The 24681-nt window shown below is 73.6% G+C and carries 22 protein-coding genes; 4 read left to right on the forward strand and 18 right to left on the reverse strand.

What is annotated here, in order from left to right; genetic code table 11:
- Nucleotides 1–29: 29 nt before the first annotated feature.
- Together AB0B20_RS08185 and AB0B20_RS08190 are read left to right on the forward strand one after the other, a co-directional pair.
- Complete coding sequence (locus AB0B20_RS08185; RefSeq protein ID WP_357386499.1) at nucleotides 30–572, forward strand: DUF2243 domain-containing protein; 543 nt, start codon at nucleotides 30–32, stop codon at nucleotides 570–572.
- On the forward strand, nucleotides 569–1372 hold the full coding sequence (locus AB0B20_RS08190) for a cytochrome c oxidase assembly protein (protein ID WP_357386501.1): 804 nt from the start codon (nucleotides 569–571) through the stop codon (nucleotides 1370–1372). The genes AB0B20_RS08185 and AB0B20_RS08190 overlap by 4 nt, the downstream gene beginning before the upstream one ends.
- Here AB0B20_RS08190 and AB0B20_RS08195 read toward each other — a convergent pair.
- From AB0B20_RS08195 to AB0B20_RS08245, 11 genes are all read right to left on the reverse strand, one after another.
- The gene (locus tag AB0B20_RS08195; protein WP_091424298.1) at nucleotides 1362–1871 is read right to left on the reverse strand and encodes a shikimate kinase; all 510 of its coding nucleotides are present in this window, start codon (nucleotides 1869–1871) and stop codon (nucleotides 1362–1364) included. The genes AB0B20_RS08190 and AB0B20_RS08195 overlap by 11 nt on opposite strands.
- 55 nt (nucleotides 1872–1926) lie before the next feature.
- Entirely contained in the window at nucleotides 1927–3105 is a 1179-nt protein-coding gene (gene aroC / locus AB0B20_RS08200) for a chorismate synthase (protein ID WP_357386503.1), read from the reverse strand.
- A gap of 159 nt (nucleotides 3106–3264) precedes the next feature.
- Nucleotides 3265–4077, reverse strand: coding sequence for a shikimate dehydrogenase (locus tag AB0B20_RS08205; protein ID WP_357386588.1), 813 nt, complete (start codon nucleotides 4075–4077; stop codon nucleotides 3265–3267).
- Nucleotides 4078–4111: 34 nt separating this feature from the next.
- Entirely contained in the window at nucleotides 4112–5317 is a 1206-nt protein-coding gene (mltG, locus tag AB0B20_RS08210; protein WP_357386505.1) for an endolytic transglycosylase MltG, read from the reverse strand.
- Nucleotides 5314–5775, reverse strand: coding sequence for a Holliday junction resolvase RuvX (gene ruvX, locus AB0B20_RS08215; protein WP_194802882.1), 462 nt, complete (start codon nucleotides 5773–5775; stop codon nucleotides 5314–5316). Before ruvX ends, mltG begins: the two co-directional genes overlap by 4 nt.
- 127 nt (nucleotides 5776–5902) lie before the next feature.
- Entirely contained in the window at nucleotides 5903–8584 is a 2682-nt protein-coding gene (gene alaS / locus AB0B20_RS08220; RefSeq protein WP_357386508.1) for an alanine--tRNA ligase, read from the reverse strand.
- Nucleotides 8581–8886, reverse strand: coding sequence for a DUF6167 family protein (locus tag AB0B20_RS08225; protein WP_354866963.1), 306 nt, complete (start codon nucleotides 8884–8886; stop codon nucleotides 8581–8583). Before AB0B20_RS08225 ends, alaS begins: the two co-directional genes overlap by 4 nt.
- 32 nt (nucleotides 8887–8918) lie before the next feature.
- Complete coding sequence (locus AB0B20_RS08230; RefSeq protein WP_357386511.1) at nucleotides 8919–9380, reverse strand: DUF948 domain-containing protein; 462 nt, start codon at nucleotides 9378–9380, stop codon at nucleotides 8919–8921.
- Between the two features lie 146 nt (nucleotides 9381–9526).
- Complete coding sequence (locus AB0B20_RS08235) at nucleotides 9527–10144, reverse strand: hypothetical protein (protein WP_357386590.1); 618 nt, start codon at nucleotides 10142–10144, stop codon at nucleotides 9527–9529.
- 2765 nt (nucleotides 10145–12909) lie between these two features.
- On the reverse strand, nucleotides 12910–14400 hold the full coding sequence (locus AB0B20_RS08240; protein ID WP_357386513.1) for a replication-associated recombination protein A: 1491 nt from the start codon (nucleotides 14398–14400) through the stop codon (nucleotides 12910–12912).
- A 74-nt stretch (nucleotides 14401–14474) separates the two neighbouring features.
- Nucleotides 14475–14687 (reverse strand): hypothetical protein, encoded by a 213-nt coding sequence (locus tag AB0B20_RS08245; RefSeq protein WP_018785054.1) that lies wholly within the window; start codon nucleotides 14685–14687, stop codon nucleotides 14475–14477.
- Nucleotides 14688–14819: 132 nt separating this feature from the next.
- Between AB0B20_RS08245 and AB0B20_RS08250 the strand changes: the two genes are divergently transcribed.
- Complete coding sequence (locus AB0B20_RS08250) at nucleotides 14820–15023, forward strand: GNAT family N-acetyltransferase (RefSeq protein ID WP_357386515.1); 204 nt, start codon at nucleotides 14820–14822, stop codon at nucleotides 15021–15023.
- Between the two features lie 103 nt (nucleotides 15024–15126).
- Here the strand turns inward: AB0B20_RS08250 and AB0B20_RS08255 are convergent, their stop codons facing one another.
- From AB0B20_RS08255 to aspS, 3 genes are all read right to left on the reverse strand, one after another.
- Nucleotides 15127–16485 carry an MFS transporter gene (locus AB0B20_RS08255; protein ID WP_357469171.1) on the reverse strand — a complete coding sequence of 453 codons (1359 nt, stop codon included), beginning with the start codon at nucleotides 16483–16485 and terminating at the stop codon, nucleotides 15127–15129.
- Nucleotides 16482–17096 carry a helix-turn-helix domain-containing protein gene (locus tag AB0B20_RS08260; protein ID WP_357386519.1) on the reverse strand — a complete coding sequence of 205 codons (615 nt, stop codon included), beginning with the start codon at nucleotides 17094–17096 and terminating at the stop codon, nucleotides 16482–16484. The genes AB0B20_RS08255 and AB0B20_RS08260 overlap by 4 nt, the downstream gene beginning before the upstream one ends.
- A 237-nt stretch (nucleotides 17097–17333) precedes the next feature.
- Nucleotides 17334–19157, reverse strand: coding sequence for an aspartate--tRNA ligase (aspS, locus tag AB0B20_RS08265; RefSeq protein ID WP_357386592.1), 1824 nt, complete (start codon nucleotides 19155–19157; stop codon nucleotides 17334–17336).
- Between the two features lie 148 nt (nucleotides 19158–19305).
- On the opposite strand from aspS, the gene AB0B20_RS08270 reads away from it, so the two are divergent.
- A complete protein-coding gene (locus tag AB0B20_RS08270) occupies nucleotides 19306–20004 on the forward strand; it encodes a DUF998 domain-containing protein (protein ID WP_357386521.1) in 699 nt (232 codons plus the stop codon).
- Nucleotides 20005–20062: 58 nt separating this feature from the next.
- On the opposite strand, the gene AB0B20_RS08275 is transcribed toward AB0B20_RS08270, so the two are convergent.
- From AB0B20_RS08275 to hisS, 4 genes are all read right to left on the reverse strand, one after another.
- Complete coding sequence (locus AB0B20_RS08275; RefSeq protein ID WP_357386523.1) at nucleotides 20063–21109, reverse strand: alpha-lytic protease prodomain-containing protein; 1047 nt, start codon at nucleotides 21107–21109, stop codon at nucleotides 20063–20065.
- A gap of 610 nt (nucleotides 21110–21719) precedes the next feature.
- On the reverse strand, nucleotides 21720–22046 hold the full coding sequence (locus tag AB0B20_RS08280; RefSeq protein WP_357469174.1) for a beta/gamma crystallin domain-containing protein: 327 nt from the start codon (nucleotides 22044–22046) through the stop codon (nucleotides 21720–21722).
- A gap of 287 nt (nucleotides 22047–22333) precedes the next feature.
- On the reverse strand, nucleotides 22334–23266 hold the full coding sequence (locus AB0B20_RS08285; RefSeq protein WP_357469177.1) for an acyl-ACP desaturase: 933 nt from the start codon (nucleotides 23264–23266) through the stop codon (nucleotides 22334–22336).
- 51 nt (nucleotides 23267–23317) lie between these two features.
- Nucleotides 23318–24658: a histidine--tRNA ligase gene (hisS, locus tag AB0B20_RS08290; protein WP_357386527.1), complete on the reverse strand. Its 1341-nt coding sequence runs from the start codon at nucleotides 24656–24658 to the stop codon at nucleotides 23318–23320.
- Between the last annotated feature and the right edge of the window lie 23 nt (nucleotides 24659–24681).

The following is a 24681-nucleotide window of genomic DNA, read 5'->3' on the forward strand; positions in this document are numbered from 1 at the left end:
CCGGCCGCACGCCGGGTAGGGCGGCCGGAATGAGCGAGACGACGGCACCCGCGACCCGACCGGAGTCCGCGACGAGCATCCGGCTGCCCGCCACCATCCTCGGCGTCGGGCTGGGCGGCTTCGTCGACGGCATCGTCCTGCACCAGGTCCTCCAGTGGCACCACATGCTCAGCAGCACCGGCAGCGACCGGGCCGGCATCCGCGAGTACCCGGTCGACACCGTGGCCGGGTTGCAGATGAACACGCTCTGGGACGGGCTGTTCCACGTGGTCACCTGGGTCGCGGTGCTGACCGGCCTGGCCCTGCTCTACGCCCGGGTCACCACCTCGCGGGGCCGGCTGTGGCGCTCGCCCATGCTGTGGGGCTGGGCGCTGATCGGCTGGGGCCTGTTCAACCTGGTCGAGGGCGTCGTCGACCACCACCTGCTCGGCATCCACCACGTCCGCGGCGGTCCGAACCAGCTCTGGTGGGACCTCGGGTTCCTCGCCCTCGGCGTGGTGCTGATCGCGGCGGGCTGGGCGATCCAGCGCCGGGCCCGCGACGTGGACCTCTGCGCGCCGGAGCGGCGGTGATCCCGGCCCACGCCGGGCACGCCGACGGCGGCTTCCCGGCCGTCGCGCTGCTGCCGCTGGTGCTGTTCTGGGCGTACCTGGCCGCCGCGTTGCGCCTGCGCGCCCCGGGCGGACCGGGCTGGCCGCACGCCCGCACGGCGAGCTTCGGGCTGGGCACGTTGCTGCTGGTGGCGGGGCTGCTCTGGCCGGCCGGTGACTTCGTCGGGCACATGTGGCAGCACCTGCTGATCGGCATGCTCGCGCCGCTGGCGCTGGTGCTCGCCGCCCCCGTCACGCTGCTGCTGCGCACGCTGGACCGGCGTACCGGCCGGGCCCTGGTCCACCTGCTGCGGCACCCGGTCGCGCGGGTGCTCGGCCACCCGGTGACCTGGCTCCTGCTCACCGCGGGCGGGCTCTGGCTGCTCTACCTCACCCCGCTGTACCGGGCCACGCTGGACAACCCGGCCCTGCACACGCTGGTGAACCTGCACTTCCTGCTCAGCGGCTGCCTGTTCGCCTGGTCGATCGCCGGGCCGGACCCGGGACCGCACCGTCCCCGCGTACCGGTGCGGCTTGTGGTGATCGGGTTCGGGGTCGCGGCGCACGCCACCATCGCCCAGTTGCTCTACGCCGGGCTGTTCGTGGACGTGCCCGCCACCGCCGCCGAGCTGCGGGCCGGGGCCACGCTCATGTACTACCTCGGCGACCTGGCCGAGATCGCGCTGGCGCTGGCGCTGCTCGCCACCTGGCGGCCCGAACCGGCCCGGCGCCGCCGCGCCGCGCGGTCCGCGCCGGTCGCGGCCGTGCGGGTCAGGGCTTGAGCAGCGCGGCGATCTCCGCCGCCAGCTCCTGCGGGGTACGCCCGTCGGTGACCACAGTCGCGGTCGCCACCTCGGCGTAGAGCGGGCGGCGCTGGTCCATCAGGTGCTTGAGCGTGGCGCGCGGGTTCAGCGCGAGCAGCGGCCGGCCGGCGCCCAGACCGACCCGCTTGAGCGCGTCCGGCAGCTCCACCGACAGGTGCACCACCGTGTGGCCGATCAGCGCGGCCCGGTTCTCCTCGGCCAGGACCGCGCCGCCGCCGAGCGCGAGCACGCCCGCGTGCGACGCGAGCGCCGCCGCCACGGCGGCCCGTTCGAGGGTACGGAAGTGCTCCTCCCCCTCGTCCACGAAGATCTCCGGGATGGGCTTGCCGGCGAGGTTCTCGATGTCGGCGTCGGTGTCCCGGAAGCCGACGCCGAGCGCCTCGGCGAGCGCCGTGCCGACTGTGGTCTTGCCGGAGCCGGGCGCACCGACCAGCACGCAGACCGGCCGGGTGCTCACCGTTGCCACCTTTCGTTCGCGACTGCGGGACTCCGCTGCGCTGCGTTCCTCGCGCTCACCGAATCACCAGGCTGTCGAGGTAACCGGCCAGGTTGCGGCGCATCTCGGCGACCGAGTCGCCGCCGAACTTCTCCACCGCCGCCTCGGCCAGCACCAGCGCGACCATCGCCTCGGCCACCACCGCGGCGGCCGGCACCGCGCACACGTCGGAACGCTGGTTGATCGCGGTGGCCGGCTCGCCGGTGGTCACGTCGATCGTGGCGAGGGCCCGGTTCAGCGACGAGATCGGCTTCATGGCCGCCTTCACCCGCAGCGGCTCACCGGTGGTGATGCCGCCCTCCAGGCCGCCGGCCCGGTCGGTGATCCGCCGTACCCCGGTGGCGGTGGGCACGATCTCGTCGTGCGCCTCGGAGCCGCGCGAGCGCGCCTGCTGCCACCCGTCACCGATCTCCACACCCTTGATCGCCTGGATAGACATGAGCGCGGTGGCCAGGCGGGCGTCGAGCTTGCGGTCCCACTGCACGTGGCTGCCCAGACCCGGCGGCACCCCGTACGCGAGCACCTCGACCACGCCGCCGAGTGTGTCGGCGGCCTTCTTCGCGGCGTCGACCTCGGCGACCATCCGGGCGCTGGCCTCGGCGTCGAGGCAGCGCAGCGGGTCGGCGTCGATGCGCGCGGCGTCCTCCGGCGTGGGGCGCAGCCCTGGCTTGACCGCCACCGGGCCCAGCTCGACCACGTGCGAGACGATCTCCACGCCGAGCGCCTGCCGCACCAGCGCCTTGGCGACGGTGCCCACCGCGACCCGGGCGGCCGTCTCCCGGGCGCTGGCGCGCTCCAGGATCGGCCGGGCGTCGGTGTGCCCGTACTTCTGCATGCCGGCCAGGTCGGCGTGACCGGGGCGAGGGCGGGTCAGCGGCGCGTTGCGGGCCTGGCTCGCCAGCTCCTCCGGGTCGACCGGGTCGGCGGCCATCACGGTGCGCCACTTCGGCCACTCGGAGTTGCCGACCCGGATCGCCACCGGGCTGCCCAGCGTGACGCCGTGCCGGAGCCCGCCGATGATCTCGACCTCGTCCTGCTCGAACGACATCCGGGCGCCCCGGCCGTACCCGAGCCGGCGCCGGGCCAGCTCGCCGGAGATCTCCCCGGTGGTCACCTCGATGCCGGCGGGTACGCCCTCCAGCATCGCGACGAGGGCGGGTCCGTGCGATTCACCTGCAGTCAGCCAGCGCAACACGACGGTCAGTGTGTCACGTCCGGTGGTCGCCGGCGTACGCCGCCCGCCGCGTCCCGCCCTGCGGACAGGCCACCTCCGCGCGCTGGTCTCCCACCGGGCGGCGTGAGGTGTTAACAGGGGACCCTTCCTCTACCGGAGGCGTTAAGAAGGGGCCCTTCCTTACACCGCAAGCGCGGCGCGCATCGCGGCCCGTGGAGCGGGGACGCCGGTGAACTGCTCGAACTGACCGAACGCCTGGGCCAGCAGCAGGTCCAGCCCGGAGACCACCCGGCAGCCGGCGGCGAGCGCCGCCGCGGCGAGCGGCGTCGGCCACGGGTCGTAGACCACGTCGAAGAAGACGGACTCCGGCCGCCAGTCGAAGTTGTCGGCCAGGGGGTCGGCGACGCCCTTCGGCACCGTGGAGATCACCACGTCGGCGCGGGCGTGCGCCGGCGCCCCGTCCCACTCCGCGCCCGCCAGCGGCACACCGGCCGCCGCCGCGACCGGGCGCAGCTCGTCGACCGCCTCCGGGCGGCGGGCCACCACTGTCACCTCGGCCGCCCCGATCCGGGCCGCCGCCGCGATCGCGGCCCGGGCCGTGCCACCCGCGCCGAGCACGGTGACGACCGCCCCGGCCACGCAGCCGGCGCCGGTGAGCACCTCGACCATGCCGGTGACGTCGGTGTTGTCCGCGTACCAGGTGCCGTCGGGCCGGCGTACCAGCGTGTTGGCGGCGCCGACGGCGGCGGCGACCGGCGAGACCTCGTCGGCGAGCGCGAGCGCCGCCTCCTTGCCCGGCATGGTCACCGACAGGCCGGCCCACTCCGGGCCGAGGCCCGCGACCAGGCCGGGCAGCTCGTCGGCGCCGGCTTCGATCCGGGTGTACGACCAGCCGGTCAGCCCGGCCGCCGCGTACCCGGCGGTGTGGATCACCGGGGACAGCGAGTGGGCGATCGGCCTGCCGACCACAGCGGCACGACGGGGAGCCGAAATGTGCACTGCCTCTGTCTCCCGGGTGACGTCGTGCCTAGAGAACGCCGTTCTCCTTGGCCTTCTCGATGTTGCGCTCATGCTCGGCGTTTGTCGTCGCGAAGGCCGAGTGTCCCTGCCTGTCGATGGCGACGAAGAAGAGCCACTTGCCGTCCGGCGGGCTCAGCGCCCCCTCCAGGGCCTGCTTCCCCGGGTTGTTGATGGGGGTCGGGGGCAGACCCGGGCGGGCGTGGGTGCTGTACGGGTTCTTCTCGTCGTACAGTTCCTCTCTGCGCATGTCCTTCGACGCCTTCGTCGGCTTGCCGGTCAGCTCCCAGTAGTAGTTGACCGAAACGTCGAACTGCAGACAGTTGCAGGGGAAGTTGCCGCTGTAGGCCCGGTTGTAGGCGACGCGGGCGATCTTGCCGAGGTCGTCCTTGTTGCCCGCCTCGGCTTGGGCGAGCGACGCCACGGTCAGTACCTCGTACGGGCTGATGCCGCCGCGGTTCGCCTGCACGTTCTCGGCGAACTTCAGGTTCCCGGTGACGGTGAGGAAGTTGTCCACCATCAGCTTGAGCACCGTCTCGGCGGTGGCCTTCGGCGGGATCTCGTAGGTGTCGGGGAACAGGAAGCCCTCGACCGACGGCTTGGCCTTCTTGCCGTCGGAGCGCTTGAACCACCAGTCCGGTACGCCGAGCGCCTCCGGGTCCTTCGCGGCGGCCTCGAAGTCCTTGACCGGGATGTCGGTCTTCTCGGACAGCCGCTTGTAGACCGTCTTCGCGGTGAGCCCCTCGGGGATGGTGATCCCGTTGACGATCTTGTTCTTGAGGTCCAGCAGCGCCACGACCGCCGCGTCACCGCTCATCTGCTTGCGCAGCTTGTAGGTGCCGGGCTGGATGTTCTTGCTGCGCGAGTTCTCCTCGGCGGCCTCGATGAACGCCTTGGTGCTCTTCACCACGTCGGCCGCGACGAGCGCGTCGGCCATGTCGGCGATCAGCGCGCCCTGCTTGATCTCGACCGTCACCTCGCCGGTGCCGGAGCCGTCGTAGTCGGGCGTGACGAAGTAGTTCTGGACCCGGTCGAAGCCGTAGAACGCGCCGCCGCCGATGCCACCCAGCAGGACCAGAGCGAGCGCGAGGGCGAGAAGGGTCTTGCCCCGGCCGCCGCCGGACTTGCCCTGACGCCGGCGCACCGCGCCGCGCCGGTGCCGGCCCTTCTCCCCCCTGTCCGGCTCGTCGAACCCCAGATCAAGATCGTCGATCATTGCGTCCGCCTCCGCTGTGCGTCCAGCCAGCTCTGCAGAATCTCCACCGCGGCAGCCTGGTCGACCACCGCCCGTTGGCGCTTTCCCCGGACGCCCCGTTCGGCAAGCCTACGACTCGCGACGACGGTAGACATCCTCTCGTCCGTCAGCGTCACCGGAATCGGCCGCATCACATCAGCCAAACGGCTGGCATATGCCGATACGTTCGCCGCCGCGGGTCCGTGCTTCCCGGCGAGATTGACCGGCAGCCCGACCACGATCCCCACCGCCTCGTGCTCGGCGGCGAGCCGGACCAGCTCGGCCATGTCGCCGGGCACCGCGTCCGGTTCCGCCGTCAGATCACGGGCCAGCGTGACCAGGGGCGTGGCGAGGATGCCGTGCGGATCACAGCGGGCCACCCCCACCCGCACCTGGCCGACGTCGACACCCAGCCGGACACCTCGGGACAGCTCGGTCACTGACGGACACCTCCCCGCCGATACGGGCCAGGGCGGACCGGGTGGTCCGCCCTGGCGTACATCCGTGCGCTCATGCCGTGCCGGCTGGGCATGCCCTCACGGCCCTCGCTCCGCTCGGTGCGTTCGCTCATGCCGCGTCGGCGACCGCCCGCTCGACGGTGACCAGCAGGTTCGGCGCCTCCGCCGCGGGCAGGCCGCCGCCCTGGGCCAGGTCGTCGCTGCCGCCGCCCCGGCCGGAGAACGCCGCCTTGACCAGGTCCTTCGCGCTCAGGTTCCGCCCCCGGGCGGCCTGGTTGACGGCCACCACCAGCGACGCCTTGCCGTTGGCCCGGGCCGCCACCGCGACCACCGCCGGGCGGGCCGCGTCGATCCGGCCCCGGATCTCCTGGGCGAGGGTCCGCACGTCGTTCGCGGCCGCGCCCTCCGGCGCCTCGGTCCCGACGTACGCGACCCCGCGCACGTCCTTCGCCTGCGCCGCGAGCGCGCCGGCGCCGCCGAGCACGAGCTGGGCGCGCAGCTTCTCCAGTTCCTTCTCCGCGTCGCGCAACTGGGTGACCGTCTGCTCCACCCGGTCGGCCACCTGCTCCCCCGGCACCCGGAACAGCTCCGCCAGCCGGGACACCAGCAGGTGCTCACGGGCCAGGAAGCCGAACGCGTCCATGCCGACGAGCGCCTCGATCCGGCGGACCCCGGAACCCACAGACGCCTCGGAGAGGATCTTCACCAGGCCGAGCTGGGCGGAGCGGGCCACGTGCGTGCCGCCGCACAGCTCACGGGCGTAGTCGCCGACCTCGACGACCCGGACCCGCTCGCCGTACTTCTCACCGAACAGGGCCATCGCCCCGATCCGGCGGGCCTCCTCCTGGCTGGTGACGAACGCGTGCACCTCCAGGTCGGCCAGCAGCACCTCGTTGACCTGCTGCTCGACGTCGTGCAGCACGCTCGGCGCCACACCCGTCGGGGTGTTGAAGTCGAACCGCAGCCGGCCCGGCGCGTTGAGCGAACCCGCCTGGGTCGCCGACTCGCCGAGGAAGTTACGCATCGTCTGGTGCACCAGGTGCGTCGCCGTGTGCGAACGGGAGATCGCCCGGCGGCGGGACGCATCGATCTCGGCGTACCCGGTCTCCCCGGCCCGCACCTCGCCGCGCACCACCTTCGCCCGGTGCACGATCAGGCCGGGCACCGGCTGCTGCACGTCGAAGACCTCGACCTGGCCGCCGCCGACGGTGATGAGGCCCTGGTCGGGCTGCTGCCCGCCGCCCTCGGCGTAGAACGGGGTGGTGTCGAGCACCAGCTCGATCGTGTCGCCCTCGGCAGCCGCCGCCACCGTGGCACCGCCGGACAGCAGCGCGCGCACCCGCGACTCCCGGCTCAGCTCGGTGTAGCCGGTGAACTCCACCGGCCCGCCGCCGTCGAGCACCGACCGGTACGCCGACACGTCCGTGTGCCCGGTCTTGCGCGCCTGCGCGTCGGCCTTGGCCCGGCTGCGCTGGTCGGCCATCAGCCGGCGGAAGCCCTCCGCGTCGACCTGCAAGCCCTGCTCGGCCGCGATCTCCAGGGTCAGGTCGATCGGGAAGCCGTACGTGTCGTGCAGCTGGAACGCCTTGTCACCGGAGAGCGCCGCCTTGCCGGCCGACTTGGTCTCGGCGATGGCGGTGTCCAGGATCGTGGTGCCGGCGCGCAGCGTGGCCAGGAACGCGTCCTCCTCGGCGTACGCGTACTGGGAGATCCGGCCGAAGTCCTCGGCCAGCTCCGGGTACGACGGCGCCATGCAGTCACGGGCCACCGGCAGCAGCTCGGGCAGAGCCCGGTCGGCGTAGCCCAGCAGCCGCACCGCCCGGATCGCCCGGCGCATGATCCGCCGCAGCACGTAACCACGGCCCTCGTTCGACGGGGTCACCCCGTCGCCGATGAGCATCAGCGAGGTGCGCACGTGGTCGGCGATCACCCGCAGCCGCACGTCGTCCGGGTGCGACTGGTTGGCCGCCTGGCCGGAGTGCGCGCCGTAGCGCTTGCCGGTCAGCTCGGCGGCCCTGTCCAGGATCGGCCGGACCTCGTCGATCTCGTAGAGGTTGTCCACGCCCTGCAGCAGCGAGGCCATCCGCTCCAGGCCCATGCCGGTGTCGATGTTCTTCGCCGGCAGGTCACCGAGGATCGGGAAGTCCTCCTTGCCGGTGCCCGGACCCCGCTCGAACTGCATGAAGACGAGGTTCCAGAACTCCAGGTAGCGGTCCTCGTCGACCTCCGGCCCGCCCTCGCGGCCGTAGGCCGGGCCGCGGTCGTAGTACAGCTCGGAGCACGGGCCGCACGGGCCGGGGATGCCCATCGACCAGAAGTTGTCGGCCTTGCCCCGGCGCACGATCCGCTCGGCCGGCACGCCGGTGGCCCGCCAGATGTCGTACGCCTCGTCGTCGTCCAGGTAGACGGTCGCCCAGATCCGCTCCGGGTCCAGCCCGAAGCCGCCCGCCTCGACCGGCTTGGTGGCCAGGTCCCAGGCGAGCGGGATCGCCCCGGACTTGAAGTAGTCACCGAAGGAGAAGTTGCCGTTCATCTGGAAGAACGTGCCGTGCCGGCTGGTCTTGCCGACCTCGTCGATGTCCGGCGTACGGATGCACTTCTGCACGCTCGTCGCCCGCGCGTACGGCGGGGTCTGCTGGCCCAGGAAGTAGGGCACGAACTGCACCATGCCCGCGTTGATGAACAGCAGGTTCGGGTCGCTGATGGCGGGCAGCGGAGCGGACGGCACCACGGTGTGCCCGTTCGCCTCGAAGTGGGCGAGGAACCGCCGCTTGATCTCCGCCGTCTTCATCGCTGGTGGTCCTCCGGGAAAATCTCTCGATCACCGATGCGCGGGTCCTCCCGCAGCTCGGCGAACTGGTCGTCGTACACCTCGCCGCGGGCGAAGGCCTCGTGGATCTCCTGCTCACGCTCGGCCATGCCGACCCGGACGTCGTCCATGAACGCCCGGACCGACTCGACCAGACCGCCGGCGGACTCGGACAGCCCGCTGGCGATGCCGGCCGGGGTGTACGCCTGCGCCGTCCGGGTGGCCTTACGCACCACCAGGACGCCCACGGCCAGCCCGATGCCCAGCCAGAACAACCGCCTCATGTTCTCATCCTTCCCGCGTACGCCGGTCGGGGTCAGCGGTTGCCGCGCTTGGCGGCGCGACGCTGCTGCTTGATCGTGTCGCGCACCTCGCGCTCGGTCTCGGCGTGCCGGCGGGCGGAGGCGGCCCGGCGCACGCCGTACCCGAACGCGGCCACCTTGACCAGCGGGTTCGCGGCGGCGGCGGAGACCACCGTGGCCAGGTTCGCCACGTTCGCGGTGACGTTCTGCGCGTGGCTGGTCATGGTGTCCACCTTGGCGAGCTGGAGGTTCACCCCGTCCAGCGAGGTCTGCACCTGCTCCAGCGCCACGTTGACGTTCTTCACCGTGGTGTTCACGTCACCGAGCAGCGGCGTGGTGCGCTCGTTCACGTCGGTGATCATGCGGGTCGTCGCGTCCACGGTGTGCCGCAGCCGCAGGATCGGCACCGCCAGCACGAGCACCAGCATCAGGAACGCGCCGGCCGCGATCAGCGCAGCGATCTCTCCACCACTCACGCGTAAGTCCTCCTCAAGCAGTGTCCCGGAACCCGACGCCCCGGAACGCGCGACCGTACCTACCCACTTCGCGCCACGCCGACCCGGTCACCGGGCGCGGACGGGCGTGCCAGCCCCAGACCCTACCGTCCGTGATGAAAGTCGGCTCACGACGGTGAGGGGGTCGCCTCGCCCAGCGGGTCGTCGGTCAGGGTCGGATACGGATCCTCGCCGGTGAGTGACGGGTCGGTGGTCGGCGTCGGCCCGGTGCGCTCGTCGTCGATCGCGTTACGCACCTTCACCGACACCAACGAGCCGGTGCAGTCCGCCGCTGCGGGCTCGGCCGGCGCGGACGGCGCGGGCGCACCGTCGACCGGCGGGGGCGTGCAGGTGCGGTCGCGTACCCACAGGTCGAGCGTGAGCTCGTCCCGACGCCAGCAGGTGTAGCTACCCGGGACCTTCTCGTCCGGGCAACGGTCGACCTTCCAGCGCCGCCACCCGTCGCCGGCCAGCGCCTTTTCGTAGACCGCCACCGTCTCCTTCCACCCCTGTTCCGATTCGACGGAGCGTTCCCGCAGGCGGCAGTCCTGCAGGCACCAGCGGCTGCCGCTGACGTTGTCCACCGTGTTGCTCTGCGCCCAGCCGGGCACCTTGAGCTCGTCGAGGGTGTCGAAGACCGGATCGTGGCTGAGCGTGCGAATGCCGAAGTAGAGCGGCACCGCCCCCAGTAGCACGAGGCTGACCAGGGCGAGGATGCCCAGCCGAAGCCGGCTGCGCTCGCGCATCTGCCGGCGCAGCTCGGACCGGGCGCCGCGCAGGCCCCCGGCCTCCGCACCGCTGTCGTCCGCGCCGGGACCGCCGGGCCGCGGTGCGCCGACCGCGCCGGGCCGTGGTCCCGCCGGCTCCCCCGGGGGTACGGCCACAGCCGCCCGGGCCGCCACCGCGTTGCCCGGTCCGGGCCGGTCCGGGTCCGCTCCCGGTGGTGTCGCCCGGGCGGCGGTCCGCTCGTCCGGCGCCACCGGACGGGCCACACCCGCCGCCGCGCGGGCGGTCACCGGCGCACCGGGCGGCACCGGGCCGTCGCCCGACGGTCCCCGCGCGCCGGGGGCCACCGGCGGACGAGGCGCGGCACCGGGCCGGAGGGTGTCGTCGGGGCGGGCCACCCCACGCCCGTCGCCACCGGCCGGAGCACCACCGGGTCGCCCGCCACCGATCGGGATACCGCCGGTGCGCTCGCCGTCGCCGCGCGGGCCGGGGGCGACCGGAGCGCCACCGGGAGGTCCACCGCCCACCGGAATCCCGCCGGTGCGCTCACGGTCGCCGCGCGGACCCGGCCCGGCCGGACCGCCACCGGCAACGGGCGGGACACCGGGGCGGGCCGCGCCTCGGGCCGGGGCGGGCCGGGCCGGTCCCGGATCGGACGGCTGGGGGCGGGCCGACGGCACGACCGGACCGGACTGGTCGGGGCGGCGCGCCGGGCCGGCCGGTTCGGCATGCTCCGGCGCACCGGGACCGGACTGCCCGGGTCGCCGGGAGCCCGGCTCGGGACGCACCGGCGGGACGGCGACGCCGGCCCGGCCGCCGGGCGCCTCCGGCACGGCGCCCCGGCTGCGGGACACGTCGGGTGCGGCATCCCGGCCACGGGACACGTCGGGTGCGGCATTCCGGCCGGTGGGTGCCTCGGGTGCGGCATTCCGGCCGCCTGGTGCCTCGGGTGCGGCGCTCCGGCCGCCTGGTGCCTCGGGTGCGGCGCTCCGGCCGCCGGGCGTGCCACGACGGGCGGCCGGCGGGGTCGGGCCGGTCGTCGGACCGCCGGACACCGGCGCGCCCGGCAGGTCCGGCGCGTTTCCGCTGCGCGGCACGACCGGGGCTCGGTCCTGGGCGGCCCGCCGGCCGGCACCCGGCGCGGGTGCGGGAACGTGGTGACCGGCCGTGGGCTCCTCGCGCCGCGCGCGTCGCCCGCCACCAGAGACGGGAGCGGCGTCCGGAACGGCGCGACCGGCCGGCCCGCCGGGCACGCCGCCTTCCGGCGCGGCGCGACGGCCCGCGCCGGAGACCGGCCGGGTGCCTGGTGGAACATCGTCGGAACGGGTCCGGCGGCCCGCCCCCGAGACCGGCCGGGTGCCGGGGGCCACGTCGTCGGGCCGCGCCGGGCGCGCTCCACCGGGGACCGCCTGGACGGCTCCGGTGTCCTCGGCGCGGGCCCGGCGGGCCCCACCGGAGACCGGCTGGATGCCGGCGGTGTCGTCCGGCCGGGCTCGTCGTCCGACCGGGGCCGGCGGCATCGCCGGGTCGCCTCCGGCCGGATGCGGGCCCTCCGGCCCGGCGCCGTGCCGACCGCGAGGGGTCGGTGGTACGCGGGTGTCGCCGTCGACGGGCGGCCGGCCCAGGTCGGCGGGTACCCGGCCGGACGGCGGCGGCGGGCCGGGTGGGACGCGGGTGCCGGCGACCGGCGGCTGCTGGCCGGTCGGTCCGTCCGCGCGGCGGCGGTACGGCGCATCGGGCGGCCGGGGCGCCTCGGGCACGCCGGGCCAGGGACCGTCGGCGGGCCGGCGCGGGGCGGCGGTTTCGGGGCCGCCGGGCCAGGGACCGTCGGCGGCCCGGCGCGGGGCGCCGGTCTCGGGGCCGGTGGGTCGCACCGGCGGCGCGGCCGGAGCAGGCCCGCCGGGGCGGCGCATGACCGGGGGACGTGGACCAGGCCGGCCGTCGCCGGGCGTCTCCGGACCGGGCCGGCCACCGCCGGAGGGCGCGTCCACCACAGGTGGGCGGACCCCCGACGACGGGCCCCCGGCCGGGGGCGGGTCCATGCCGGGCCGGCCGGCCGGCGGTGACGGGTCCATGCCGGCCCGACCCGGGAACGCGGGCGGGTCCACGCCCGGCCGTCCGGGGGTCGGAGGCACTGCGGCGCCGGGGCGGCCCGCGGCCGGGGGCGCAGCCGGGCCGGAACGGCCGGTCGCGGGGGGCATCGCCGGGTCGGTTCGGTCGCCCGGGACGGGACCGCCCGGCCGGGAACGACCCGCGGTCTGTGGCGCGACGGGCGACGGCGGTACGGACCGGCCCGGAGCCTGGGGTGGCGCCGCCGGGGGCGGTACGGGCCGGCCGGGACCATGGGGTGCGGTGGCCGGGGGCGGTACGGCCCGGCCGGGACCCGAGGGCACGGCGGCCGACGGCGCACCGGGCGGGGCTGCCGACGGAGGCGGCACCGGCTGACCGGTCGAGGGCTGCGGCGCGCCCGGAGCCGGGGGCCGCGGGGCCGTGCGGCCGGCGGCCGGCGGCATGCCGGGGCCCGGGCTCGGGGCGGCCGGCCGGGCCGGGCCGGGACGCGACGGGTCGGTGCCGGGATGCGACGCCGGGAGATCCCCGTCCGGCCCGAGTTCACCGCCCTGCTGCTTGGCGGTACGCAGGTCGTCGATCCAGCCGAGCTCCTCGCCGACGACTGTCGGGTCCAGCTCGGACTCGGCCCGGCCGCGTCCCCACCGGCGGCCCTTGCCCCGCGGGTCGCGCCGCTCGTCGGGGCCGTCCGCCGGCCGCTCCGGACCACGCGCCATCACTACTGACCCCCCTCGGCGGCGTCGCTGCCGCCCTCACTCGCCCCGCTGGACTGCTCGCCGCCCCCCACCCGGGCCCCGTTCGCGGCGGCCGGGGCGCCGGCCTCCGCGCGGGTCGCCGGAGCCGGCAGCCCGCGGACGATCCGGCGCAGCAGCGGCAGCCGGGTGGCCACCGCCCGCTCCGCGCCGTGCCCGCTGGGCTGGTAGTAGTCGGTTCCGACGAGGTCGTCCGGAGCGTACTGCTGGGTGACCACCCCCCGGTGGTCGTCGTGCGGGTAGCGGTAGCCGGCGCCGTGACCGAGGCCCCGCGCGCCGGAGTAGTGGGCGTCGCGCAGGCCGCGCGGCACCGGGCCACCACGACCGGCGCGTACGTCGGTGACGGCGGCGCCGATAGCTGTGGTGGCTGAGTTGGACTTCGGCGCGGTGGCCAGGTGGATGACCGCCTGGGCCAGGTTGAGCTGTGCCTCCGGCAGGCCCACGTACTCGACCGCGTGGGCGGCGGCGGTGGCCACCGTCAGGGCGGTGGGATCGGCCATGCCGACGTCCTCACTCGCGAAGATCACCAGCCGGCGGGCGATGAACCGGGCGTCCTCCCCGGCCACCAGCATCCGGGCCAGCCAGTGCAGTGCCGCGTCCACGTCCGAGCCGCGCATGCTCTTGATGAACGCGCTCGTCACGTCGTAGTGGGCGTCGCCGTCCCGGTCGTATCGCACGGCCGCCACGTCGACCGCCTGTTCGGCCACGGCCAGGTCGATCCGGCCGGTGTCGAGCGCTGTGGCGGTGGCCGCCGCCGCCTCCAGTGCGGTGAGCGCCTTGCGCACGTCGCCCCCGGCGAGCCGGACCAGGTGGTCCTCCGCCTCCTCGGCCAGCACCAGCGCGCCGCCGAGCCCGCGCTCGTCGGCCACCGCACGGCGCAGCAGCCCGCGTACGTCGTCGTCGTCGAGCGCCTGGAGGGTGAGCAGCACGCAGCGTGACAGCAACGGCGAGATGACCGAGAAGTACGGGTTCTCCGTGGTCGCCGCGAGCAGCGTGACGGTACGGTCCTCGACGGCGGCGAGAAGCGAGTCCTGCTGGGTCTTGCTGAACCGGTGCACCTCGTCGATGAACAGCACCGTGGGCGGGCCGCCGGACCGGCGTTGGCGACGGGCGGTGTCGATCACGGCACGGACGTCCTTCACGCCTGCGGTCAGCGCGGACATCGCCACGAACCGCCGGTCGGTGGCCCGGGCCACGAGGTGGGCGATGGTGGTCTTGCCGCTGCCCGGCGGCCCCCAGAGGATCACCGACAACGGCGCCGCGCCCTCGACCAGCTGACGCAGCGGCGCCCCCGGCGCGAGCAGGTGTTCCTGCCCGACCAGCTCGTCGATGCCCGCCGGCCGCATCCGCACAGGCAGGGGCGAATCCGCCCGGGTGTCGGTGAAGCCGTCGGTGCCGCCCGCGCCCGCGGGTGCGCCGGCCGGCTCGCCGAGGGTGAAGAGGGCGTCCGATTCCATCACGAGAACAGTACCGGGCCGGGCCGACGACGCCGGAATCGCGCCGCCGACCCGACCCGGGTGGTCTTTTCCGGTCAGCCGCGACCCGGCCGCCGGCCCCGGTACCACCGGCCGCCACCGCCGCCGCGCGGGCCGGAGCCGACGCCGGCCAGGTAGAGCGAGAGCAGCAGGAAGCCGATGAGCATGAGGGTCGAGGTGCTGAACAGATCGGGCGCGCCGAGGTCGGTGTTCATGAAGTCGAGCAGCAGCGCGAAGCCGAACACGATGGCCGCGAGAATGGCGAGCATGTCGTTCCTCCGGTGGGGGTTCCCAGCAGGTCGGCGACGGATGTACCCAATCGGTCTGTTCGTCAATCTCCACCGTGGAACGGACGGTGGCTCGACCTCCGGCACCGGCCCTGATGCTCGTACGCTGACGGAATGATCACGGTCGACGAGGTGCTGACCGGGCGGGCCGCGCTGCTCGCCTGCGGCGCGGATCGCAGCCGAGGGCTGGGCGCGGCGCTGACCGCCGGGATGACGCGTGCCCTGTTCGGCAGGTACGACGTCGTGGCGCTGGGCGTCCACCCGGACAACGTGGGCGCGATCCGGCTGTACCGGCGGCTCGGCTTCACCGCCGCCTAACGCCGCACCTCCGTCGCGCTCGCCTGACCCGCAGCGCCCGCCCGGGCCCGCTTCCGCGTGAGTGGCTCGCAACGGGGGCCCGGGCCGGGTGCGGGGGCCGGGCTCAGGCGCGGCCGGCGGGGGCCGCTGCGGCGGTCGCGTCGTGGGACGGGCCGGGCTCGGCGACCAGGCCGGCGTGGCCGGGGCCGCCGCCGGTCACCTCCGGTTCCACAGTGGTGTCCGGCGGGGTACGGCGACCGGCGCGCCAGGCCGGCAGGTAGAGCGGCGCGGCTACTGCCAGCACCACACCGCCGACGACCATGGCGACGCCGACGCTCGTGGCGTCGGCCAGCGCGGTGAGCGTGACCGCGCCGAGCGCGCCGGCCGGCTGGGCGGCCATCGAGTTGAGCGACAGCACACTCGTCCGGTACGGCCCGTCGACCTGCCGGTGCAGCAGTCCCATGTGCAGCGGGTTCGACGCGCCGTGCACGGTGTAGCAGGCCAGGTACGCGATGAGGATGCCGACCGGGCCGGCCAGCAGGCCCATGCCGACCACCGTCACGCCCTGCAGGATCCGCATCAGCGCGGCGGCCGGGGCGGCGCCGAGACGGCGCAGCAGGAACGGGGTGAGCGCGGCGCCGGCGGCGTTGGCGAGCCAGGCCGCCGTGCTGGCCGGGCCGAGCAGCGCCGCAGCGCGGTCCGGGTCGCCGAGCACCTCGGCGAGGCGCACCGGCAGCAGCGACTCGAAGGTGACCATGCCGAAGCCCCAGAACAGTTCGACGGCGACCAGGGCCGCGAGCACCCGGTTGCGGCGCAGCAACCCGACTGCCTGCCCGACCATCCGGGGCGCGTCGACCACGGAGGCGCGCAGCGCGGCCGGGCCGGACGCGGGCCGCCGCTCGGCCATCAGCGCCAGCAGCGCCACGACGGAGACGGCCTGGAGGACGGCGGCGACGATCACCGGCAGCGCGAGGGCACTGACCGGGCCGACCGGGCCGAGCGCGACCAGGCCGCCGCTGAGCAGGGCGCCCGCGCCGATGGCGACACCGATCACGGTGCCGGCCCAGCCGAGGCCGCGCTCGTACTCGGCCTTCGGGTCGACGGCGAGCGTGGCGTCGACGTACCAGGATTCCATCGGGCCGCTGTCGAGCGCCCGGTAGACGCCCTGCAATGCCCAGACCAGGAAGAACATCCAGAACGAGTCGGCCACCGCCATCAGCGCCAGCGAGCCCAGGCCGAGCACCCAGGCGACGACAAGCACCGGTTTGCGCCCGAGCGCGTCGGCGAAGCCGCCGGTGGGCAGCTCCAGCGCCAGCACGACGAGGCCCTGCGCGGTGGCGACGAGGCCGATCTGGGACAGCGTGAGCCCGCGCTCCTGCATCAGCAGGATCATCACCGGTATGAGCAGGCCGCTGGGCAGCCAGCGCAGGCCGTACAGCGTGAGGTAGCGGGTCCGGATCTGGCGTACGGACAGCGTGGTCACGGCTTCTCCTCGGCGGGCGGCGGGGTGGACCGTGGGTAGGCCGCGTCCATCGGCAGGGCGGCGAGGTAGAACTGCACCGTCTCGGCGTCGGGGTCGTCGGGGTCGGTGGCGTCGCGGTGCCGCTCGAAGACCGCGAAGACCTCGTCCTGGATCACCTTGAGGCGGTCGGCCGGAATCCGCATGAAGAAGTCACCCATACCGAAGCCGTCGCGCCAGGCCGGCGACCACCGGTGCCGCTGGGCGAACCAGCGTTCGGCGTGCTGGGCGAAGAAGCGGACGTAGTCCGCCTCGATCCACTCGATGGCCGCCCGCGCGTCGGGGTCGTCGTCGAAGTCGCTTGATTCCCAGTTCGTGACGTCGTGCGCGGCCCGCCAGTAGCGCTGGCGGCCGGTGCCGAGGCTCGGGTCCTCCACCACGAGTCCGACCTCGGCGAGTTGGCGCAGGTGGTAGCTGGTCGCGCCGCTGTTGGTGCCGAGCGCCTCGGCGAGGGCGGTGGCGGTGGCCGGGCCGCCCACGCGCAGCGCCCCGACCAGCCGCATGCGCAGCGGCTGCGCCAGGGCACGGACCTGGCGGTGGTCGATGCGTACGGTGCGCTCCTTCTTCTCCTCCATGAGATGCACAATATCTGTGCACACTTTCCATGCACAAGATGCTTGCAAAGAATCCGTGCAACTAGACGTACAGCTCGAAGATCCCCCGCAGGCGGGTCCGCAGCAGCCCGGTGGCGCGGGTGGAGTCGAGCACCACCTCACCGGCCGCTGGCACGCACCACGAGCAGTCTCATCACTCCCCCTGAAGATCGAAGAGGCCCGCGTCATCATGACGCGGGCCTCTCCGGCAGGTGACGATCAGGTGGGGTCGGCCACCGGGGCGGCCGGGCCGGCGGTGCCGGCGTGCGGACCGGCCGGCGCCTTCGGCTTGGCGTCGATGCCGGCCTCGGCGCGCTGCTGCCCGGTGATCGGGGTGGGCGCGCCGGTCAGCGGGTCGAAGCCGCCCCGGGTCTTCGGGAACGCGATCACCTCGCGGATCGAGTCCGCGCCGGCCAGCAGCATGCAGACCCGGTCCCAGCCGAACGCGATGCCGCCGTGCGGCGGGGCGCCGTACTTGAACGCCTCCAGCAGGAAGCCGAACTTGTCCTGCGCCTCGTCGGCGGTGATGCCGAGCAGGTCGAACACCCGCTGCTGCACGTCGCCGCGGTGGATACGGATCGAGCCGCCGCCGATCTCGTTGCCGTTGCAGACGATGTCGTACGCGTACGCCAGCGCCCGGTCCGGCGCGGACTCGAACCGGTCCACCCACTCGGCGTTCGGCGAGGTGAACGGGTGGTGCACGGCGGTCCAGCCACCCGCTCCGCCGTTCTCCTGGTCGGAGGTCGGCTCGAACATGGGCGCGTCGACCACCCAGCAGAACGCCCAGGCGCTCTCGTCGACCAGGTTCGCCCGCTTGGCGATCTCGATCCGGGCGGCGCCGAGCAGCTCCTGCGCCTCGCGGGTGTTGGTGCTCGCGGCGAAGAAGATGGCGTCGCCGGGCTTCGCGCCGACCGCGTCGGCCAGGCCGGCCAGGTGCGCCTCGGACAGGTTCTTCGCCACCGGGCCGCGCGGCTCGCCGGTCTCGGCGTCCAGCACCACGTACGCCAGGCCGCGCGCGCCGCGCGCCTTGGCCCAGTCCTGCCAGCCGTCCAGTTCCTTGCGGGTCTGCGCCGCGCCGCCGGGCATGACCACCGCGCCGACGTAGCCGCCCGCGTCGATCGCGCCCGCGAACACCCGGAACGCGGTGCCGCGCAGGTAGTCGGTCAGCTCGGTCAGCTCCACGCCGTAGCGCAGGTCCGGCTTGTCCGAGCCGTACCGGGACATGGCGTCGTGCCAGGTGATGCGCGGGATCGGCCGCGAGATCTCGTAGCCGGCGAGGTCCTTCCACAGCGCCGAGACGATCGCCTCGCCGAGGTCGATCACGTCGTCCTCGGTGACGAACGACATCTCGATGTCGAGCTGGGTGAACTCCGGCTGCCGGTCGGCGCGGAAGTCCTCGTCGCGGTAGCAGCGGGCGATCTGGTAGTACCGCTCCATGCCGCCGACCATCAGCAGCTGCTTGAACAGCTGCGGCGACTGCGGCAACGCGTACCAGCTGCCCGGCTGGAGCCGCACCGGCACCAGGAAGTCGCGGGCGCCCTCCGGGGTGGAGCGGGTCAGCGTCGGCGTCTCGATCTCCAGGAAGTCGCGCTCGTGCAGCACGCCCCGGGCGATCTGGTTGGCCCGCGAGCGCAGCCGCATGGCCTTGGCCGGGCCGCCCCGCCGCAGGTCCAGGTAGCGGTACTTGAGCCGGATGTCGTCACCGGCCTCGATCTGGTCGTCCACCGGCAGCGGCAGCGGCGCGGCCTCGGAGAGCACCTCCAGCGCGGACGCGGTCACCTCGACCTCGCCGGTGGGCAGGTCCGGGTTCTCGTTGCCCTCCGGACGGCGGGTCACCTCGCCGGTGACCTTGACGCAGAACTCGTTGCGCAGCGCGTGCGCGTCCTCCTCGCGGAAGACCACCTGCACGACGCCGGAGGCGTCGCGCAGGTCGACGAAGATGACGCCGCCGTGGTCGCGCCGGCGGGCCACCCACCCGGCGAGGGTCACCGTCGAGCCGGCGTCCGCGGCGCGCAGGCTTCCGGCATTGTGGGTACGGATCACGGCTGGCGTCTCCTCAATCTGGTCCACTCACTGCTCCCCGCATTCTGTCAGGGCGGGCGGGCCCGCTCCCGGGCACCCGTCGAGCCCGGCCCCTCCCGGGAGGCGACAAAGCCCGGTGGCGCGCGTCGCCGGCGGTTACCGTGGCCGGGTGCGTGCCGTACCGAGCTGGGCCGTGGCCACCGCGGCCGCCGCGCCCGCGCTGCTGGTGGCGGGCTGGACGGTGGCCGGCGCCCGCCAGCCGGCGGGATACGACCCGGTCCGCGACACGATCAGCGAGCTGGCCGGCGAGGGCGCTACCGATCCGTGGCTGATGGGCGGCGCGTTGGTGCTGCTCGGCTGCTGCTACTGCGCCACCGCCGCCGCGCTGCACGCCGCCGGGCTGCCCAGCCGTTTCCTGCTGGCGATCGGCGGGGTGGCCACCGTCGCGCTCATCGCGTTCCCCCGCCCGCAGGTGGGCGGCTCCCCGGCGCACGGCGTGGTGGCCACGGTGGCGGTGCTCGCGCTGGCGCTCTGGCCGGCCGGAACGGCGCTGCGCCTGCCCCTGCGGGTGCCGCGCGAGGTGGCCGCCTCCCCGGCGGGCCGGCCGCCGTGGGCGTTCCGCCGGCCGGTGGCGCTGGCCGCGACGGCGGTGCTGCTGGCGCTGTTCGGCTGGTCGGTGGTCGAGGTGACGGGCGGCTCCCGGACCGGGCTGGCCGAACGGGTGGCGGCGCTCGCGGTGACGCTCTGGCCGCTGGCCGCCGTGCTGTCCGCGCGGCTGGCGCACCGGCACTGGGCGGCCCGGCCGGCCGAGCCTCCGCGCCCGGGCGGGCCGCCGGTCAGTCCCGGCCGCCGGGGCGCGGGCGCCTGATCGGGTACGCGGAACGGGCCGCCGGTCGCCCGGCGGCCCGTTCGTGGGAGTGCGTGGATCAGAAGACGCTCACGCCGTAGACGCTGAGCGGCTCGGTGACCGGCTGGAAGTAGGTCGTGCCACCGGAGGAGCAGTTGCCGCTGCCGCCGGAGGTGAGGCCCAGGGCGGTGGTGCCGGCGAACAGCGAGCCGCCACTGTCGCCCGGCTCGGCGCAGACGGTGGTGCGGATTAGGCCGGAGACGCTGCCCTCGGCGTAGTTGACGGTCGCGTTCAGCGCGGTGACGCTGCCGCTGCGCACGCCGGTGGTGCTGCCGGAACGGCGGACGGACTGGCCGACGTACGCGTTGCCGGCCGAGGTGATGTCCTGGGTGCTGCCGTTGTAGAGCGAGACGTTGCCGGCCGCGTTGGCCGAGTTGCTGTGCCGCACGATGCCGTAGTCGTTGCCCGGGAAGCTGGTGCCGGTCCGGGTGCCGAGCACCGTGGTGCGGCTGGAGTTCGAGTACCAGGTCGAGCCGATGTTGGTGCAGTGCCCGGCGGTGAGGAAGTAGTACGTCGAGCCGCTACGCACGTTGAAGCCGAGCGAGCAGCGCCCGCCGCCGGCGTAGATCGCCTGGCCGCCGGAGATCCGGGTGCTCAGCACGCCGGCCTCGGCCTCGATGCGGATCGCACCGTTGTGCCGGGCGGCGGCGGCCTTGACCCGCTCCAGCTTGGCGCCGGTGACGGTGCTGTCGATGGAGACGACGACCTGGTTCGTGGCCGGGTCGGTCCACCAGGCGGTGCCGGGGATCTTCGCGGAGCGCTCCAGCTCACCGGTGGCGGCGTTGAGCTTGTCCGCGCCGCGCGCCACGATCTTCGGGATGGCGCCGGCGTCACGCACCTGGCGGGCTGTCGCGGTGTCGGTCACCGTGACGATCATCTTCCCGCTGGCGTCGGCGTACGTGCCGGCCGCGCGGGCACCGAGCTTCTCGACGAGGGTGGCGGCGGCGTCCGGCGAGAGGGCCGTGGGGGCGGCCTGCGCGGGTGCGCCGAGGAGCGAGCCGGTGACCAGGGTGCCGGCGACGGCGACTGCGGCGGCGCGGCGGAGCGTGGACCTCGTGGGTCGCATGTAACAACCTCCGAATGGGGGTGAACGGGCGCTGTCATGGGGGCGCGCCCGAGGACAACCCGGGTGACCTGGGGAAACCTCCCGGATGCCCAAAGTATTCACACATTTAAGATCATAAGCAAGACATGGCTTTGCCCGGATTCGCACCCGCGCGCGATGTAACACCGAAGCAACAACATCGACACCATCTGTCAGAACCGGTTCAGGGTCGCGGCGGTGGGACCCGGCACCGCGCGGCTCGGCGATCTCGCGCCCTCGGCGCGGCCCGAGCCGACCGGACCTCGCCGCCACAGTCGCGGTGCGCACGCTCAGCAAGCGAGCCCTCCAGGTCGGCCAGGCGGCGCCCACCCCAGCCGAGCACCTGGTCATTGCCGAGCGCGGGAGGCCCGTATGCCCTCAACGGCGCACGCCGCCGAAGATCGGGCGGAGTACGACCAGGGTGCGCATCCGACAGGGAACAATTCCCCAGACAATGAAGCAAGCCCTGGACGCCCACTAGGGCGTTCAGGGCTTGCTTCAGGCATACCAGCCTTGTTCGAGGATGCGCGACAAGCTCCGGTCTGGGCGTCTGAAAAAACAACGCGCCGGGCGCGAGTCAGCGCAGGCGCGACTAGACGATCCTGACCGCCGTAATAGTCTTGCCGGGGGCCGGGAAAGTCGTGGACTCACCGGGGTTGTAGTAAATCATGTCTCCGTTCGAGAGCGTCACGAAAGCCGTGTTGTTCCCGGCCTTGATACGAACCACACCGTTGATGGTCGTGTACGCCGTACCCGCACCACTGTAGCAGTGGTGATAGTTGAGAGCCGTAATGATGTCCACGGTAGAACTGGTGCATGACACCTTCGAGATGGCGAAGGCGGGCGTGCCGGGAATAGCAGCCAGAGCGAGCCCCGTGGCGGCCGCTGCGGTGATCGCTCGCTTTACCCCTCGTCGCATAGGTAGCACCTTTCTCGTCGGCAGATTCCGGCACACGAGGTTGCCATTCGACAACTCCGCGCGTTGAGAAGAACGCTATCATGAAGGTAGATGCATGACTACCTTTGATCGAAACCATCGCCTTCTCCATGATGTCAACCGATTTACGCACTGCGTTTACCGGCTGCAGCAAATACGTGCCGAGCTGCGGCTTCGATCCGTTGAGCGACGCCTCGTCCGGCGCCCTCCACCATGCCGTACCGAGGATTCTCGGTAGCTCGCTTCGGGCGGGGAGGCGCGGCGTGGGGTTAGCGTGCAAGCAGGCGAGTGGCCCTGGCCGCGCGCCTCTCCTCGAAGCGGGACGCCTGGGTCTCCAGGGTGTCGAGGTGCTCGGCGATCTGGTCGCGGGCGGCCTCGCCGTCGGCGTTCAGGCCGGTCACGTCGAACAGGTTCCACTGGCGCAGCACCGGCATCACCACGTCGTCGCGGTGCTGGCGCAGGTCGTAGATGCCGGCCAGCGCGATCGCCACCGACTTGCGGGCGAAGCCGTCGATGCCCACGCCCGGCATCTGGAAGTCGGCCAGCACGTCGGCGACCGCGCGCATGGCCTGCGACGGGGCCAGCTCGAACGCGGCACCGAGCAGGTTGCGGTAGAAGACCATGTGCAGGTTCTCGTCCGCGGCCACCCGGGCCAGCAGCGCCTCGCACGTCGGGTCGCCGGTGGCCCGGCCGGTGTTGCGGTGCGAGATGCGCGTCGCCAGCTCCTGGAACGACACGTACGCCAGCGAGTGCAGCATCTCCTGGTCGTGCGCGTTCTGGTAGCCCGCCGACATGTGCACCATGCGGGCCCGCTCCAGCCCCACCGGGTCCACCGCCCGGGTCACCGTGAGGTAGTCGCGGATCGCGGTGCCGTGCCGGCCCTCCTCGGCGGTCCACCGGTGCACCCAGGTGCCCCACGCGCCGTCGCGCCCGAACAGCGTGGCGATCTCGTGGTGGTACGAGGGCAGGTTGTCCTCGGTGAGCAGGTTGACGATCAGCGCGGTCCGCGCCACCTCGGGCAGCGTCGAGTCCTCCGGCGACCACGCCTCGCCACCCAGCGGGCCGTCGAAGGTGCGGCCCTCGCTCCACGGCACGTACTCGTGCGGGAACCACTCCTTGGCCAGCGACAGGTGGCGGTCGAGGTTCTTCTCGACCACCGGCTCGAGTTCGGTGAGCAGAGCGGTCTGGCTGAGCACGGTCACGACGTTCTCCCTACGGTGGCGTAACTTACGCCACCGTAGGTCGAAACGTCTTCAGACGCCAGTGCCGGCCGGGCCGACCAGCGGCTTCAGGTCCGCCCGGGGCGGCGTCCACTCCCCCGCCGAGGCCGGCACCTGCTCGCCGGAACGGATGTCCTTGACCTCGTCACCGTCCGCGCCGGGAAACCAGACGTACGGGATGCCGCGCCGCTCGGCGTACCGGATCTGCTTGCCGAACTTGGCCGCCGACGGGGACACCTCGGTGGGCACACCGCGCGAGCGCAGCGCCGCCGCGACCGCGTCACTGGCCGCCCGGTCCTCCTCGGCGGTGACCGCCACCAGCACGCAGGTCGGCACCGAACGGGACACCGACAGCGCCTCGGCGCCGAACAGCAGGCCCAGCAGCCGGGTCACCCCGATCGAGATGCCCACCCCGGGGAACCGGACGTTGCCCGAGCTGGCCAGGTTGTCGTACCGGCCGCCGGAGCAGATCGAGCCGAACCGCTCGTAGCCGATCATCTGCGTCTCGTAGACCGTACCCGTGTAGTAGTCCAGGCCCCGCGCGATGCGCAGGTCGGCCACGCAGAGGCCGGGCGCGTGCGCGGCCGCGGTCTCCACCACCGCGGTCAGCTCAGCGACGCCCTCGTCAAGCAGCGGGTCGCTCACCCCGAGGCCGCGCACCGCGTCGGCGAAGGAGGCGTCCGGCGCGGAGATCTCGGCCAGCGACAGCACGGCCTTGGCCTGTGCCTCGCTCGCCCCGGCGGTGCTCGCCAGCAGCTCCGTCACCCCGGCCGGACCGATCTTGTCGAGCTTGTCCACGGCACGTAGCGCCGCCTCCGTGTCGGTCAGCCCGATGCCCCGGTAGAACCCCTCGCAGATCTTGCGGTTGTTGACCTGGATGCGCACCGGCGGGATCGGCAGCGACCGCAGCGCGTCGCCGATGACCAGCGGCATCTCGGCCTCGTAGTGCGCCGGCAGCGTGTCCCGGTCGACGATGTCGATGTCGGCCTGGAGAAACTCGCGGTACCGGCCCTCCTGCGGGCGCTCGCCCCGCCAGACCTTCTGGATCTGGTAGCGGCGGAACGGGAACTGCAGCTTGCCGGCGTTCTCCAGCACGTACCGCGCGAACGGCACGGTCAGGTCGAAGTGCAGGCCGAGCGCGTCGTCACCGGCCGGGCCGTCGGCGTCGGCCTGCAACCGGCGCAGCAGGTAGACCTCCTTTGCGGTATCCCCCTTCCGCAGCAACTGATCCAGCGGCTCGACCGAGCGGGTCTCCAGCGGCGCGAAGCCGTACAGCTCGAACGTGGCGCGGATGCGATCGAGAACGAACTGCTCAATCATCCGCTGGGCGGTGGTCCACTCCGGGAAGCCGGAAATGGGCGTGGGCTTGCTCATCACGAACTCCTTGAGAACCCGCG

Source organism: Micromonospora sp. NPDC049151, assembly GCF_040648395.1.
In the GTDB taxonomy this organism is placed as follows: domain Bacteria; phylum Actinomycetota; class Actinomycetes; order Mycobacteriales; family Micromonosporaceae; genus Micromonospora.